This window comes from Peribacillus sp. NPDC060253, assembly GCF_042727425.1.
Lineage (GTDB): Bacteria > Bacillota > Bacilli > Bacillales > DSM-1321 > Peribacillus.
This window is the reverse complement of the sequence record NZ_JBHXAS010000010.1, coordinates 29,018-44,148: the sequence shown is the minus strand read 5'-3', so window position 1 is coordinate 44,148 and position 15,131 is coordinate 29,018. Positions and strand designations below refer to the sequence as shown.

Annotated in this window: 13 protein-coding genes; 2 read left to right on the top strand and 11 right to left on the bottom strand. The window is 39.9% G+C overall.

The features are described 5' to 3' along the window. Positions 1-71: 71 nt before the first annotated feature. The 8 genes from ACFWE9_RS04575 to ACFWE9_RS04540 all read right to left on the bottom strand — a co-directional run bounded on the left by ACFWE9_RS04575 (position 72) and on the right by ACFWE9_RS04540 (position 10,275). Complete coding sequence (locus ACFWE9_RS04575; RefSeq protein ID WP_377355793.1) at positions 72-1,172, bottom strand: GerAB/ArcD/ProY family transporter; 1,101 nt, start codon at positions 1,170-1,172, stop codon at positions 72-74. Between the two features lie 59 nt (positions 1,173-1,231). Next, a complete protein-coding gene (locus ACFWE9_RS04570; protein WP_377355791.1) occupies positions 1,232-1,435 on the bottom strand; it encodes a hypothetical protein in 204 nt (67 codons plus the stop codon). 14 nt (positions 1,436-1,449) lie between these two features. Beyond that, positions 1,450-2,637 carry a Ger(x)C family spore germination protein gene (locus ACFWE9_RS04565; protein ID WP_377355789.1) on the bottom strand — a complete coding sequence of 396 codons (1,188 nt, stop codon included), beginning with the start codon at positions 2,635-2,637 and terminating at the stop codon, positions 1,450-1,452. A 53-nt stretch (positions 2,638-2,690) separates the two neighbouring features. Continuing rightward, positions 2,691-4,283 carry a spore germination protein gene (locus tag ACFWE9_RS04560; RefSeq protein ID WP_377355787.1) on the bottom strand — a complete coding sequence of 531 codons (1,593 nt, stop codon included), beginning with the start codon at positions 4,281-4,283 and terminating at the stop codon, positions 2,691-2,693. A gap of 502 nt (positions 4,284-4,785) precedes the next feature. Next, on the bottom strand, positions 4,786-6,201 hold the full coding sequence (locus ACFWE9_RS04555) for an aspartate ammonia-lyase (protein ID WP_230157357.1): 1,416 nt from the start codon (positions 6,199-6,201) through the stop codon (positions 4,786-4,788). A 118-nt stretch (positions 6,202-6,319) separates the two neighbouring features. Further along, the gene (locus tag ACFWE9_RS04550; RefSeq protein WP_230157358.1) at positions 6,320-7,435 is read right to left on the bottom strand and encodes a Zn-dependent alcohol dehydrogenase; all 1,116 of its coding nucleotides are present in this window, start codon (positions 7,433-7,435) and stop codon (positions 6,320-6,322) included. Between the two features lie 28 nt (positions 7,436-7,463). Continuing rightward, on the bottom strand, positions 7,464-8,984 hold the full coding sequence (locus ACFWE9_RS04545; RefSeq protein WP_230157359.1) for an aldehyde dehydrogenase family protein: 1,521 nt from the start codon (positions 8,982-8,984) through the stop codon (positions 7,464-7,466). 4 nt (positions 8,985-8,988) lie between these two features. Then, positions 8,989-10,275, bottom strand: a complete 1,287-nt coding sequence (locus ACFWE9_RS04540) for a lyase family protein (RefSeq protein WP_377355814.1) — start codon at positions 10,273-10,275, stop codon at positions 8,989-8,991. A 331-nt stretch (positions 10,276-10,606) separates the two neighbouring features. Here ACFWE9_RS04540 and ACFWE9_RS04535 point away from each other — a divergent pair, with 331 nt between their 5' ends. Together ACFWE9_RS04535 and ACFWE9_RS04530 are read left to right on the top strand one after the other, a co-directional pair. After that, positions 10,607-11,401, top strand: coding sequence for an IclR family transcriptional regulator (locus ACFWE9_RS04535; protein ID WP_230157361.1), 795 nt, complete (start codon positions 10,607-10,609; stop codon positions 11,399-11,401). 328 nt (positions 11,402-11,729) lie between these two features. Continuing rightward, positions 11,730-13,088: an MFS transporter gene (locus tag ACFWE9_RS04530; RefSeq protein WP_230157362.1), complete on the top strand. Its 1,359-nt coding sequence runs from the start codon at positions 11,730-11,732 to the stop codon at positions 13,086-13,088. A gap of 193 nt (positions 13,089-13,281) precedes the next feature. On the opposite strand, the gene ACFWE9_RS04525 is transcribed toward ACFWE9_RS04530, so the two are convergent. The 3 genes from ACFWE9_RS04525 to ACFWE9_RS04515 all read right to left on the bottom strand — a co-directional run bounded on the left by ACFWE9_RS04525 (position 13,282) and on the right by ACFWE9_RS04515 (position 14,870). Beyond that, entirely contained in the window at positions 13,282-13,701 is a 420-nt protein-coding gene (locus ACFWE9_RS04525; protein WP_377355784.1) for a DUF3021 domain-containing protein, read from the bottom strand. Next, entirely contained in the window at positions 13,698-14,153 is a 456-nt protein-coding gene (locus tag ACFWE9_RS04520; protein ID WP_377355782.1) for a LytTR family DNA-binding domain-containing protein, read from the bottom strand. Before ACFWE9_RS04520 ends, ACFWE9_RS04525 begins: the two co-directional genes overlap by 4 nt. 231 nt (positions 14,154-14,384) lie before the next feature. Further along, entirely contained in the window at positions 14,385-14,870 is a 486-nt protein-coding gene (locus ACFWE9_RS04515; protein ID WP_377355780.1) for a PaaI family thioesterase, read from the bottom strand. Positions 14,871-15,131 lie beyond the last annotated feature (261 nt).

The following is a 15,131-nucleotide window of genomic DNA, read 5'->3' as shown; positions in this document are numbered from 1 at the left end:
ATTTGAAATCACGCAACCCACTGATAGATTTACTTTTTCATAAACTCTTCAAACGGCTTTATTCAATCCATTCAGCTGGTTTCGGTTCCTTTATGATTTCTTTTCCTAACAATAGCAATCACCAACAATAACAGAGGAATAATCGTTTGCATCAAAATTCCTTGTAAAGGGAAGGCGTTGGTATCATTACGACTGACATCGATATTACTAGGCAACGACCAAAAACTGAATATGACAATCAAAATCCCTATCGGCCATACAACAGGACGATAGTCGGAGAGATTCAGCCACTGCGCTGTACCTAAAACAGATGCATAATAAAATACGGAAATTTTCACAAACGCCCCTACTATCCATACCGCCATGACAGCGGACTCCACATGTTCAAAAAAGTCGGCCGAACTGATGTATCGAGATACATTCATCAAGGGATAATTCTTTGAGGCTGTTGTTGACCCGAGTAAAAAAAGTACCAAAAGATTCACCACAATTAACGTTATCATCACGGCAAACACAGTCATCATCCCGGATTTCATCCCTTTTTTCATATCCGCCAAAAAAGGAAGAAGAAAAATGATCAGAAAAAACTCGCTGAACCATCCTCCCGGTACAATCGCTCCCTTGATTGGGGGCATGATTCCATCCCCCAATACCGGGAATATATTCTTAAAATCGAGATCAGGAATCAGCAAAATGATTAAGATACAAATTGGAAAAATAAAAACAGGTACAAACAATTCAGCAGCTCGCCCCAACACTTCTATTCCCCCGCGTACGATGAACGCACACAGAAGCACCATCGATAACATGATCACACTAATCGGGGTACGTACCAGAAAGGAGCCGACAACAAATTCTGCGTAGGATCTAAGGATTAGCCCCGTGTTCTCGATATAAAAAAACAAGAGTAAGAAACCGAGAATTTTCCCCGGAATCCGACCAATGATCTTTTCAGTGAATTGGATAACCGTTTGTTTTGGATAAAGTTTGTGCAGTTTATAAGCGATATACACCGTCAAAAACCCTATGAGCGCAGCAAAAATGGGGGAAAGCCATAAATCACTTTTGGCATATTTTGCTGTGATGCTTGGAACCCCGAGAATAGCTGTTGCCACAATCGTCGGATACATCATGAATGCCATCTGCAGAGATGAAATTTTTCCTTTCTCCATCATCTTTCCCCTTTCTGTGATAATATCGAAAATTGAAATCACGCAACCTACTGAAAGATTCACTTTTCCATATACTCTCCAAACGGCCTGAAAAGAGTTTGAATCCATTCAGTGGGTCCTGACATCTGTGGGAGATTGAACATGGACAGGACCAAGCCAATGAGGAGCAGTGTAAGAAATGCCACTTTATCTTTTTTAGGATTTTTTTTCATTTTCGGCCATTCATACAAAATGATTAGAAATACAATCACTGCTGTACACAAAAAAGCCCCCCATCTCACTTGTCCTTCACCTCATTCTCAGACAAACCCGCCGGTTTGTTTATATAGCCCTGTCTTCGAATATGGGCCACAACGTCGATTTCCACTTCCATTTCCGCGAATATCTCATCCCATTGGTTTTCGATTTGATTAAACTGTTTAGGATATTTCCTATAGAAATCTTTACCTAACCCTAAAATGTCCGCTTTCTTCTGCTGAGTATGCAGAAAAGCCATCTCGAGGCGTTTTTTTATATCTTTTTGATATGCTCGTTCTGCAGCTTTTAGAGATTTTGGACTTGAAAGGTCCAAATTCGTTCCATTTTGTATAACAGCACCTTCTGTATTTATCTTCACCAGCATTTTCCATTTGTTATTTCGAATTAGCGGAATCTTCTTGACTTGGGCCGTCACTGGATTTAAAGAAATCTCCCCTTTCACACCTTTGGGTTGAAAGGTCACGGTGTATGATTCCATTTCATCTCTTAACCACAATAGCCCTCTTGTTTCTTTTTCCGTCATCGTCCCGGTCATCTTATCTTTTTTTAATACGGCTGTCCCGACAATGTAAGGAATTCCCTGTAACTTTTTTTGCCCTTTCGCTGGTGGTAGAATTTTAACGACCGGAAGTGCGGCAGCTTGAGGTTTACCCGTTAACATTTCATCTAAATCCTGTAGTGTGACCAGCATCCCAATATGTAAATCAGATAGTTCTCTAAGCACTTCCCCAGAATAGTTTTCTAGAGGTGGCAAAGATTCAAGGATGGGCTTCGCTTTCCCTTTGCTGACATACACATTTGCTTTCTCTCTTGGCTGCGGATGGCGCAGCAAAAAATCCAGCTGCTCTTGAATTCCTTCCTTCGCTAACTTTTCACCGAATACAAATACTTTACAATGTCCCCAAAATACTTTTCGCGGAAGCTTGCTTTGAAGCTTAGACAATGCATCTGAAATATTGGAGCCTTTTTCAGATCTCACCAATGTCGTAACCCCACCCCCTTCTTGACTGGTCCCTCCTTGACCGCCTCCACTACTTATTGAACTTGGAATAAAGACTTGGATGGATAATTCAATTTGATTATTGCCCTTCTTATCGATGGCGGCTGCTGTGACAATCGCCAAATCAGTGATTTCTGTTCGATCCCAACAACCGCTTAGAAAAGGGGTTGTTCCACAAATACCGAGCCAAAGAAGGACGCTTTTCATGAAATGACGCCTCTTTACTTTCCATAGTATCCTTGTTTGCCTCCAGCTATTATTCACTCCGTTTCACTCCCCCTTTTTGGATTTGGTCCTTGTTCAGGCGCTTGACGGTATACATTAGAATCTCCTGTGAAACGCGGGCGTGTATCCATCATCCACCAAGGAGCTCTCCACAGCACATCTTTCAGCTCTTTACCTTTTAACGGTGCCAGTGGCGCTAAGTATGGAACGCCAAAGGAACGCAAGCTGCATAAGTGAATGACTATGGCGATAATCCCCATCATGATGCCAAGCAATCCTAAGGTACCGGCAAGCAGCATCATTGGAAAACGAAGCATCCGAAAAGTAATTCCGGCAATATAACGAGGCATCATAAAAGAAGCGATTCCCGTAATCGCAACCACAATGACCATTGGCGCTGAAACCAACCCCGCTTGTACGGAAGCTTGACCAATCACTAGCGCTCCAACAATGCTGACAGCAGAACCTACCTGCTTCGGCAATCGAACCCCTGCCTCTCTTAGTGCTTCAAACGTAATTTCCATGGCCAATGCCTCTACTATTGCAGGAAAAGGGACCGATTCCCGTGATGCTGCTACGCTTAGCAGGAGTGCGGTTGGGACCGCCTCATGATGGAACGTCAAAATAGCAACATAAAGGGAAGGAAGCAAAAGAGATAATCCCATAAAAAAATAACGTAACCAACGGATAAAAGTGCCTGCCATAAAACGTTGAGCATAATCCTCTTGTGATTGAATCAAAGAAAAGAAGGAAATTGGTGCAATTAAAGTAAAAGGGGTTCCTTCTACAAGAATGACAGCCCGTCCCTCCAGCAAACTAGAACAGGCTACATCCGGCCGTTCTGTCGACATGATCTGAGGGAAAGGTGAAAACGGATTGTCCTCAATCATTTCCTCGATGTACTCGCTTTCTAAAATACCGTCTATTTTAATTCGTTCCAACCGAGTTGTAATCTCTTCAATCAGTGATTTATCCACAAGTCCATCAATATAAGCAATTGAAACATTCGTCCTGGTGAGAGTTCCGATCTTCATCGATTGTATTTTAAGGGCAGGACTTTTAATAATACGTCGCAATTGGGACGTATTTACCTCTAGCGATTCAATAAATCCCTCTCGTGACCCCCTAACTCCACCCTCTGCCACAGGTTCTTCAATCGCCCGCTTTTCCCATTTGGACAATCCTAAAGAAAATCCATCGCTTTCCCCTTCATATAGAAGAATCGGGTTTCCAGAGGAAATCGATTCAATGCAATCCGCCAACATATTCACTTTCACCACTTTAGGGACGGGCATTTTATGTTCAATAAACTCATTTAATGGTTGTGGTTCTTTTGATGCCTCTTGCATGAGTGGAGATAGCACATATTGCTCTATCGCCTCGATGTCTGAAAGTCCCGCAATGTAAATAAGCATCGCCCGCGTCTTTCCAAAAAGTAAGAACGAGCGGAACATGACATCCGAGCAATTATCATAAACAGAACGAAGTGTTTCTACATTTTGACTGAAGCTCACATCCAGTTCATCTGCAGGCTTAGAATCTTGGTAATCATTTTGTATCAAGGATTTTTTTTCTTTCGTTTTTCTTAACAATTTGCCCACATTACGAATCAAGCCGGTTACCCCCATTTTTTTGCAGGTCGCTCTAACTCCATTTTTCTATGTTTCTTCATTAAGGGTATTTTATACAGAAAGTCCTGAAACTCACATAACATAATTTTCATAATGAAAAGGACCACCAACTGAAAATTAAAAGACACATGGAGGAAATCCTTTTTAATGCCAAGGAACTGGGGATTAAATCAAAAAAGCAGCCTAATGGCTGCTCCAGACTGTAGACAAACTCGATCAAAATCGAGTTTGTCTACATTTTTTTATGGCTTGTACAATTTGGACGTTGATTGGAACGTAGGGCACTCGCTTTCCGCGGGCGGTCCGCCCTCGGCTTTCGCCTGCCTGGATCTCCCGTAGACGCGCTTTTCTAAGCAGGAGTCTCGTACACCCGTTCCAATCAAGTTTGTTTTGAAATTTAGATAGGATCCTTATTCTTCCAATTAGAAGCAACCAATACGGCTGCTCCATTTCTTTTTCGTCTTCATTTAGCCTGTCATGAAACGTGGTCATAGTCCCACTAATGTGGTTTTGGGTTTAATACTTGATTCATTTTTACGGGATCAGTTAAGTTTTCAGGATTAAGCAACTCAGCCGCTTCCGCCTCATTTAATAAACCTTTTTCTACTGCTACTTCTTTTACTGTTAGATTTCTTTCGTAGGCCTCCAGGGCTATATTATTGGCTGCTTGATACCCGAATCTAGAAGAAATAACGACGGACAAAGATAACGAATTCTCAGCGTTTTTCAAACAAACCGCCTTATTCGCTTCAATACCGTTTAGGCACTTTTCAGTAAACAGCGTAATACAATTTGTCAAAATAGAAAACGAGTCAAAGATATTTTTCAAAATAATCGGTTCCCAGATGTTCAAATCCAGTTCACCTCGATCTACAGCGAAAGTAATCGCTTGATCATTTCCATATACATCAAAACAAACCTGGATCATCATTTCGGGTATACATGGATTGATTTTACCTGGCATAATGGAAGAACCCGGCTGTACCGCTGGCAAATTGATTTCAGCAAATCCTGCCCTTGGTCCTGATGAAAGTAATCTTAAATCGCTGGCCATTTTCGATAATCCACTCGATAATCCTTTTAAGCAAGAAGATACTTTTAAATAAAAATCTGCATTTTGCAGTGCATCAAAGAAATTATCCTCTTTGATAACAGCTAAATCTGATACCTCTGGCAAATATTCATACATCTTCTCTGTGTAACCAGGAGCAGCCCCGATACCAGTGCCTACTGCCGTTGCACCAATTACGATAGATAAGCATTCTTTTTGTAGTTTTTTCATTTCTACTATCTGTCTCTTGATAAAAGTATGATACCCGCTAAATTGTTGACCTAGAGTAATGGGTACAGCATCTTGAAGACATGTTCTTGCCATTTTTACAACGCTCGAAAATTCATTCGTTTTATTCGCCAATGAGCATTCGATTTTATCCAAACTGATTAATAAATCATCTATATAGGAAAAGCAAGCCATCTTCATTGCGCTTGGAAGCACATCGTTCGTGGATTGAGACATGTTAACATGTTCATTCGGATGGATGAAATTATACCCTTTATGACCAGTCAGTAATTCATTTGCCCGGTTAGCAATGACTTCGTTAACGTTCATATTTATGGAGACTCCGCCACCAGCTTGATAAATATCGACAGGAAATTGATTTTTCATTTCCCCATTTACTATTTCATCTACAGTTTTGCAAATTACGTCTTTCTTTTCTTGATCAAGAACCCCTACACTGTGATTAGAAATCGCTGCTGCTTTTTTTATATAAGCCATACTTCTAATTAAGTGAGGATATGATTCAATCGTCCGACCAGAAATTGAGAAGTTTTGGCAGGCACGAACCGTTTGTATTCCATAATAAACATCCTCATCAATTTCCAATTCTCCCATTAAATCTTTTTCTACACGCATTTTTCAACATCCCTTCATTTTCTTTTAGAAAAAAAAGAAGGTTGTTTAAATTGATTCATGACAGCAATTTAAACACCCTTCACTTTTATGGAATTAATTAAGGAATTACGTATTAAAATTAATCGTTAAACTCGATCACTGCTCTTCCCACATTGACACAACTGCAGTCATGGAAAGAATCAAAAGCTTGATTGATATTATCTAATTCAATACGATCTAACACAAGCTCATCCAATTTAAATTTCCCATCCAAATACATTTGTGCAATCATCGGGAAATCACGGAATGGCTGCGTATCTCCATAAAAACTTCCTTTTAATATCTTCCCGACTCTATGAAAACCTCCCGCTGGAAGATTCAAAGTTTTTTCAGGATTAAATGCGCCAACGACAACGACAGTACCGCCTTTTCTCGTACTCTTCCAAGCACTTTCGGTCGCAGCAGTATGCCCCGAACAATCAATAGCAAAATGAACCCCTAAACCTTTTGTCAGCTCTTTTAGCGCTGCTTCTACATCCACTTCAGCTGAATTGATCGTATGCGTAGCACCAAACTGTTTAGCAATTTCCAGATTGGCAGGTTTTACATCACAGGCTATAATCTTAGAGGCACCAGCTATATGCGCTCCTTGAATTGCATTTACCCCTACTCCGCCAATACCGAAGATGGCGACTGTAGAACCAGGTGTTACACGTGCTGCATTCACAGCGGCTCCATATCCTGTCGCCACTCCGCATCCGATTAAGGAGGCTTGTGCCAAAGGCATTTCATCCGGCAGCTTTACACATGCCATTTCGGGAACAACGGCATATTCTGCAAACGTTGACAATAAAGAGTTGTGGTATATTTGCTTACCATCTTTACTAAGCCTTGAAGTACCGTCAAGCAGTGTTCCTTCGAACATTGGGCCAAATGCCGCCTCGCATAAATGCACATCTCCTGTTACACAAAACTCACATTTCCCGCAATATGGAACCCAGCTCAAGGCTACTTTATCACCTGCTTTGACACTTGTTACATTAAAACCAACCGCTTCAACAATTCCTGAACCTTCATGACCAAGTATAGTCGGTGTTGGGGTCGTTTGATCATTTAGAGCATTTAAATCACTATGGCAAACCCCAGTTGCTTTTATTTTCACCAGAACTTCATTCGCTTTTGGTTCATTTAGATCTACTTGTTGAATCGATAATGGTTTGCCCACTTCAGTCATGATAGCTGCTTTTATTTTCATTGTCGTATCCCTCTTTTATGTGTATTTTTTAATATGCGAACCAAATAGCTTTTGTTTTTGTAAATGCTTGTAATGAATGAATGGCATATTCTTTGCCCCATCCACTTTGCTTCAACCCGCCAAATGGACTTGCAAAGTCATAGCATCCATATTTATTAACGAACACCATACCCGCTTCAAGCTGATTAGCTACACGATGCGCACGGGAAGCATCACCTGTCCAGAGTCCTGCACCAAGACCATAAATCGTGTCATTTGCTTTCTTGACAACTTCTTCTTCTGTTTCAAATGGGATGATGCAAAGGACAGGTCCAAAAATCTCTTCCTGTGCAATTTTCATATTATTATCAACATCAGCGAAAATGGTTGGTTTGATAAAATAGCCCTTCGCATTTGATCCAGTTGTATCCCGTTCACCACCAGCTACTATTCGTGCGCCTTGCTCCTTGCCGCTTTCAATGTAATTTAAAATTGACTCCATATGCTGTTCGGACACTTGTGCACCTTGATCGCTTTCTGGATCGAATGGATCGCCACACTTATAATTTTTTGCGTATTCGGCAATTTTCCCCACAACTTCATCATAGATTTCACGTTGGGCAAATAACCGGGTTGGTGCTGAACATTTCTCCCCTTTATGTGTAAATAGCCCATAAAAAGAACGCTCGATCGCTGCATCCAAATCTTGAAAATCACTAAAAATGATGTTTGGTGACTTACCGCCAAGTTCTAATGTCACCGGTTTTAAATTGCTATCTGCAGAGTCGTGGATTAACTTTTTCCCGATATTTGTGCTGCCGGTGAATGATAGTTTATCAATATCCATATGACGGCTAATATAAGAACCAACCTCACCATCTCCAAGGACTAGATTAATAACTCCTTTTGGCAATACGCCTGCTTCATCAATAATCTCAAACAAGCGAATAGCAGAATAAGAGGTTTTATCGGCTGGTTTTAAAATAACCGTATTCCCCATCGATAAGGCAGGTGATAGTTTTAAGACAGCCATTTGAATTGGAAAGTTGAATGGTACAATTTGTCCGCATACACCGATTGGATCTCTCGTAGTGACGCTTAGAAAATTACCTTCTACTGGATTATTTTCACCATAATACTTATCAGTCCATCCTGCATAATATTCAAATAAATCCGCTGCTTCTTGCACATCATCGTTATAAGCTTCTGTATATAATTTTCCGTTATCAAGAGCTTCCAGTGTTGCAAGCTCTGCATGATGCTCATGAATAAGCTTTGAGATTTTCAGTAAGGCCCTTCCTCTTTCCTTACGGCTCATTTCTTTCCATGAACCTTGTTCTAACGCTGCTTTAGCCGCTTGTATAGCTGTATCTACATCCTGTACTTCTGCTTGTTGAAAATCACCTAAAATTTCTCCATTAGCCGGGTTGATCGATTCAATCACTTTATTGCCTGAGCTATCCATCCATTTTCCATTGATATAAAGTTTTTTCGTTGTTTTAAGCCACTCATATGCCCACTCTAGTTTAGGCTGTTCAATTCCTTCAAACTGTTTGTTTTCTTGTATCATGTGTCTAGACCTCCATTTTTTTTAGTAAGTTTTTTATAGATTCCCGATCATGCTCTAACATTAATTTAGAAACTGCCGAATATCCCAATCTCTCCTTCAATTCCGTGATGACTGGAATAAATGTATTTGAAAGCTCTGTACACCTTTCTTCATTGGATGCTATGTCCTTAAGGCATAGCTCCGTAAAGGAATGAGCAGAGTTCGTCAGCATTTGTAACCCATTCAATATATTGGCACCGGCCATTCCTTCAAAAACATTCAAATCAAGCTCACCATGTTCCAATGCTGCTTGAACGACCCGGTCACACCCTAGGACTTGAAAACAGCTTTGAATCATCGTTTCAGGGATGACTGGATTCACTTTTCCTGGAAAAAAGGAAGAACCAGCCTGAACAGATGGTAAGGTAATTTCTGAAAATCCCGCTTCCGGCCCAGATGAAAGTAATCTTAAATCTTTGGCAACTTTAATTAGAGATGTTGCTAATAAGCTTAATTGTTTCGACATGTGAGCCAAGTCATCGATGTTTTGCGCTGCATCAAATAAATTGTCACGCAGTTTTACATTCAAAGTTGTGACTTCATGCAATTTCCGGATTACCACTTCTTTATATTTCCCCGACGCCCCTACACCATTTCCAATAACCGTCGCTCCAAGATTAACAGTGAGTAATGATAGGACGGATTCTTTCAAAGAATGGTGACGTCTTTTGAGGACAGATGCAAAACCACTGAAAACCTCGCCCAGCTGAACACGCATCGCATCCTGTAGACAAGTTCTCGAAATGGTAGTAACCCCCATAAACTCTTGTGATTTTTTATCCATCGTATCGTGCATTTCTATTAATTCTTGATCCAACCGTTCAAATCCGCGTACGATTGCCAGCCGGATAGATGTATGACATACATCAGATGTAGACTGGGAAGCGTTTACATGTTCTATAGGGTGAACTGGCGTATATATACCTAAAGATCCTTCTAAAGATTGATTTGCTAGATTAGCTAACACTTCATTTACATTCATATTCGTACCAATCCCACCTCCTCCATGCAAAATATCTACAATAAAGTGGTCATGATAATTCCCTTGAATTAATTGATTACAAGCGTTTACAATTGCGCTTCCAATAGATGGAGCTAAAATGCCAGCCTCCAGATTAGCTAATGTTGCCGCTTTCTTTACCATGGCTAGTGACACAATATATTCAGGATAATTCTTTAATAATTGACCCGAGAAAGACAGGTTCTTAACTGTTCTCATTGTTTGGATGCCGTATAAAGCATTTTTAGGAATATCTACCTTGCCGAAGTTATCTCTTTCTGTCCGTTTTTCAAACTTGTCACTCTGACTGATTGAAATCCCTCCTACAAAACTTCTTTTATTCTATAAGCGATGTCATCGATGCAGCCTCTATTCTACAAGATGACCACAATCGTCCTTTTGTTCATATAACGAACATAAAGTTCATATTGAGAACTTATAGCTATTATATGACCAGGGAATTTATCAGTCAATGACAATTAATGAATTTTTCTAAATATTTTTGATTAGGGTGAATTAAATGCCCTCTTTTTCAAATTGAAATGATTGACACTCCTTCGTTCCCTTACGCTATAATAAAAAGATGGAAAATAATAATCAGACCACAACTAAACAAACCAATAATAAAGAAAGTTCTTCTGTACAGGCCGTTGAACGTGCTTTATCGCTTTTGAAGTTTATCGGAGAGAGCCCCTCACCCATTTCAGTCGGTGATTTGGCCAAACAAGCTGATTTGAATCGTACAACAGCCTGGCGTTTGATTGGCACACTCGAAAATCAGGGCTTTGTAGAAAAGGATCCTGTCTCAAAAGGGTACCAGCTCGGATATGCCCTTTATCGTTTAACTTCACAACATGATCCATATGGTTCACTTATACGAAGAGCTAGAAGAACGCTGGAAGAATTGAAAAAAGAAGTGGGGGAAACGGTTTTACTTAGTGTCCCTAAGCATGATGGGACTCTTACCATTGATCAAATAGATACCGACCATAGCGTAAGATTAGTCGACTATACCCATACCATGTCACCTTTACACTGCACATCCAACGGAAAAATTTTATTAAGTTTGCTACCCAAGAAGGAGTTGAATATTTTTTTAGAGCAGACTCTTACACCATTTTCCAAATATACAATTACTGATCCAGAAGAACTGCGTAAAGAACTTGATAAAATTTCCGTTCAAAAGGTTGGAACATCGATTGGTGAACTAGATGAAAATGAAAATGCCATTTCAGCTCCTATTTTTGACAGGAAAAAGAATCTAGTCGCTTTCATCACGCTAGGTGGTCCGAGTTTTCGCCTAACAGAAAAAGATCTCTTACTTTTAAGTGATCGAATGCTAGAAGCCGCTAAAAAAATTGAAGAGCAGTTAGATTGAACTAAAAAGGGCTAAACAATCGCATTTGAAACAAAATAAACGATACAGCCAATTACTGATGGTAAATGGCTGCATCGTTTTCTTTTTGTTTGGTTTTCTCATTTTAATCCTTTAAACTGAAGATTTTTAATTTATTATAAAAGTTTGACAAAAACTCAAATACGCAATTATAATTCATATATTCATATAACGTACTTAGAGTTCATATTATGAACATCATTTATTCTCCACAATGAAAACGCTTCCCTCTATAAGCGGCTTCATATACACCTTTTTTCATCTACAAGTAACCGTCGAGGTTTAGCAGCATCAATCAGGAGGAGATTCAATGGAAAATAAGAATGTAGCACGTAATGATAATGTCGGTAGCCATACAATTAAATTAGATGATGCACCATTAAATAAATTCCATATTAAAATTGCAGGACTTACGTTCGGGGCACATTTCACTGACGGATATATTTTAGGGATCATTGCATTTGCGCTATCCCTGCTGACACCGCAAATGGATTTAACTCCACTTTGGATAGGATTAATCGGAAGTTCTGCTTTAATAGGGCTTTTTCTAGGCAGTTTGGTATTAGGATGGGTATCTGATTATGTTGGAAGGCAAAAAATATTTGTCTTTAGTTTCGTCCTCATTACCACGGCATCCATTTTACAGTTTTTCGCAGACAGCCCCACAGAGCTTGTATTATATAGAATTTTACTTGGAATTGGGCTTGGAGGCGACTATAGCGTAGGACACACGATGTTAGCTGAATTTTCACCGCGTAAACATCGGGGTGTTTTATTAGGATCATTCAGTGTAGTCTGGACGTTTGGCTACGTAGTGGCAAACTTGATCGGTATTCTTGCGGTTGACTCCGCTCCGGACGCTTGGCGGTGGATGCTTGCTTCATCTGCGATTCCAGCTGTCATCATTTTGGTTTTGCGAATGGGTACACCTGAGTCACCTAGATGGCTAATTAGTAAAGGCAGGGTTAAAGAAGCCAGGGAAATTGTCAAGAAACATGTCGGTCCCAATATAGTGCTTGATGATGAAAAACCTGTACAAACGAATAGCAGTTTTGCCACTTTATTCAGTAAAGATATAAGAAAACGCACGGCTTTCAATTGTATATTTTTCGTTTGTCTCGTTATCCCCTACTTCGCCATTTACACCTTTTTGCCAAGCATTCTAGATGCAATCGGACTGAGTGAAGGTTATGGAACCGATTTTCTATTAAATGGGCTGCTCATTATAGGTGCCCTTTTAGGTATTTGGTTTACGGTTAAATTTACTCGCCGAGGATTTTTGATCAGCTCATTCGTGATATTGATCGTCGCTCTTACTCTTTTAAGTGTTTTACCTAGCAGTGCAACAGTATTAATGATTCTTTCCTTTGCCATCTTCACCTTGATTATGTCTGCTGTTAGCAACTTGGTTGGCGTATTTCCAGCCGAAAGCTTTCCAACAGAGATTCGATCTTCCGGCGTTGGACTTGCGACAGCCATAAGCAGATTAGGATCAGCAATCGGTACGTTCCTACTTCCAATTGGTATTGCAAGTATTGGAATTCAATTTACCATGCTCTGTCTCACAGGTGTACTTATTATTGGAGCAATTGTATCAATGGCTTGGGCTCCTGAAACTAAATCACTATCACTTAGTGAAGCAAGTAATAGTGGAAAGACCAATTCATAAGTATATAAACAACCTTTCCAACCAGGCATCAGCTGATTTTTTCGCTGGGCCTGGTTCTTTTTCTTCTATTAAAGCTACAGCACCTTTCCTTCATTCTCTATTTAGAGGCATTTCGTTGATCATATTTTCTATGCATTTGCTATCTGAAACGCTCTACCTCTCTTACCTAAAAAAAATTACTGGCCATTCCCCCTCAGTTCCCTCTTTTATCAAGTCCATCATTCAATATTTTCACTTGATAGCGGAAATAGAGATAGAAAATGAACCAGATGATCATATAGAATGGTACGAAAATCGCTATTCCAGTCATTAATCCTTTTGCACTGAATGGAATCCAACCAACAAAAAAAGATAGCAGGAAGTATAGGATACTGACAGTCAGGAAGTGCAGGGTGGTCTGAAATAATAAGCTCCATTTATCCATTTCGAATAAAATGGTTGCTGTGCTGAAAAACCAGCCACATAATAGGCATCCTATCGCATTTTTCACGAATATTCCACTGTCTAATGATGTGACCTCCCCAAAGCCAATGACCCCAAAACACGTCAACACCATCACGAGTGCACCAAAGCAAATCCCTACAAAGCTACGGAATAAAAGTGTTTTCATCATAATCCCTTCCTTTTCCATTGAAATGCTTTCTTGATTCCTTGAACATAGTGCCGAGAAACATATTCTTTTTCTCCTGATCGGAAATACACACATAGTGTCCCGTTGAAAGATGCCTCAAATCTGCTTAACTCATCAAGGTTGGCTATTACTGACTTGGATAATCGAACGAACTGATTACCAGGAAGATTCCTTTCAAGCTCATATAATCTTTCTTTCATTTCGAAAGTCCCCTGTTTCGTACGTACCATTATGGAATCCTGCTCTGTGAACAAACAGATTATTTCTTCTGGCCGGAAAACATGCTGCATCTCTCCTTTCCTGCCAACAAAATACGGTCTTTTCCTCTCTTTCAAGCGCTCCATCAGTTCCTGGACTTCTTCATTCCATTCATGATTTCGGATAAGCACCTCTATCGCTTGGACCTCCTCATCTATCTCTACCTGTATTTTCATCTTTGCGACCTCCCTTTGCTTATAGTTTAAGTATATTGAAAAACTGGAATTTCGCTTGTGATTTACAGCCACATGTTACTAAACAGCTCTAACTTGTTTGAAATGAGCACTCAAATACAAATACACTAAATAACCGTCCAGATAGCTGGACGGTCCCTTGTTTTTTCAATATGAAAAACCTTAATGCGTACGATGGATGCGTTTACACCTTTACCTTTTTTACAGTTACATTTACTTCTTAGTTGTAAAAGTACTTGGCATCACCACAGCAACAACTTCTCCACGAGCACAAAGTGTATCATTTGCAAATACTTCTGTATCAACTTTCCACTTTTTAGGATGAATCTCATGAATCTTCCCAACCGCTATTAATGGAACATCATTTGGGGTTGGCCTTACAAATTCCACATTTAATGAAGCAGTTACAAACCTGGGCGGCTCGACACCATCCCCAACTTCATGCCCATTTTTCCGATGCAATGCAATAGCGGCAGAACCTGTTCCGTGACAATCAATTAATGATGCAATTATACCGCCATAAACGAAGCCTGGAATCGCTATATGTTCTGGGAGTGGTGTATAAATTGTCCTTGTCTGTTCTCCTTGCCAACCTGTTCGAAAATGATGACCCTCTTTATTTAATCGACCGCATCCATAACACCATGCAAATGCATCTGGATAATCATCTTGAATCGCTTTTAGCACTCTCTCCTCCATCATTTCTCCCCCTTAATTTTCTAAAGTATTTGGTGATTCAGTGAGAATTAATACTATGTACATCTATTCTTCTTGAATGGCAATGAACTACAAATGTGACACACTTTTCTCATGTCCAATTCCCTTGAGGAATATAAGGTTTCCGTTATCTTTGCTTTTTCAATCCCCATAACTCATCTCTAAATATATTCGATTTATATTTTATTCTATTTCTTTAGTGAATTATCCTGCTGACAAAAGCCCCTGAACGCTCAGTAGCAT